The sequence below is a fragment of the Streptosporangium sp. NPDC002524 genome, from assembly GCF_040295985.1.
Taxonomy (GTDB): Bacteria; Actinomycetota; Actinomycetes; order Streptosporangiales; family Streptosporangiaceae; genus Streptosporangium.
This window is the reverse complement of record NZ_JBEOWK010000079.1, coordinates 1-1,247: the sequence shown is the minus strand read 5'-3', so window position 1 is coordinate 1,247 and position 1,247 is coordinate 1. Positions and strand designations below refer to the sequence as shown.

Annotated in this window: 1 tRNA gene and 2 rRNA genes; all 3 read left to right on the top strand. The window is 48.0% G+C overall.

The features are described from left to right. Nucleotides 1-115 (top strand): 16S ribosomal RNA (locus ABT053_RS43340); the annotation flags it as partial. Nucleotides 116-208: 93 nt separating this feature from the next. Next, nucleotides 209-281: transfer RNA gene (locus ABT053_RS43335), tRNA-Ala, on the top strand. Nucleotides 282-419: 138 nt separating this feature from the next. Then, nucleotides 420-1,247: ribosomal RNA gene (locus ABT053_RS43330) — 23S ribosomal RNA — on the top strand; the annotation flags it as partial.

Sequence of the window (1,247 nt, the reverse complement as noted above, 5' to 3'; positions counted from 1 at the left end):
ACCCGAAGTAGGTTGCCTAACCGCAAGGAGGGCGCTTCCTAAGGTAAGACCGATGACTGGGGTGAAGTCGTAACAAGGTAGCCGTATCGGAAGGTGCGGCTGGATCACCTCCTTTCTAAGGAATATATACAAAGACGTGAGCATTCAACTTTATTCAGTTTTGAGGGGTTTAGTGATAAACCTAAGCAAGAATCAAATTCTTGATTGTGGGGCCTTAGCTCAGCTGGGAGAGCGCCTGCTTTGCACGCAGGAGGTCAGCGGTTCGATCCCGCTAGGCTCCATTGTCAGACAAGACGTTAAAATCACTTGAACATTGAAAACTAAATAACAATATCTAATAACGATAAATAAACCAAAAGCTGTGAATTTTAAAGAATTTACAAACTTATACTTGAAAAACGATGATTATAAATCATCATGGCAAAGTTAATAAGGGCGCACGGTGGATGCCTTGGCACTAAGAGCCGATGAAGGACGTGACTAACGACGATATTCTAGGGGGAGCAGTAAGTACGCATTGATCCCTAGGTCTCCGAATGGGGAAACCCAGCTGCTACTAGCAGTTATTCATGAGTGAATACATAGCTCATGTAAAGGTAACGCAGAGAACTGAAACATCTAAGTACCTGCAGGAAGAGAAAGTAAAAACGATTTCGTAAGTAGCGGCGAGCGAACGCGAAGAAGGGCAAACCAAGAAGCTTGCTTCTTGGGGTTGTAGGACTGCAACGTGGACTTAAGCATTATAGTCGAATAACCTGGGAAGGTTAATCAAAGAGGGTAATAATCCCGTAGACGAAATAGCGCTTATACCTAGCAGTATCCTGAGTAGGGCTGGACACGCGAAATCCAGTTTGAATCCGGGAGGACCATCTCCCAACCCTAAATACTCCTTAGTGACCGATAGTGAACCAGTACCGTGAGGGAAAGGTGAAAAGAACCCCGAGAGGGGAGTGAAATAGCACCTGAAACCGTGTGCCTACAAGAAGTTCGAGCCCGTTAATGGGTGAGAGCGTGCCTTTTGTAGAATGAACCGGCGAGTTACGTTATGATGCGAGGTTAAGTTGAAGAGACGGAGCCGTAGGGAAACCGAGTCTGAATAGGGCGACTTAGTATCATGATGTAGACCCGAAACCTAGTGACCTATCCGGGATCCGTGCCGGGTTCGGGGCCCGGCATGCCCGACGCCTCGCTGATCGAGCGGGTGTGGACGATCGTCGACCCCCTGGGCACGGAGACGCTCAGGCTGA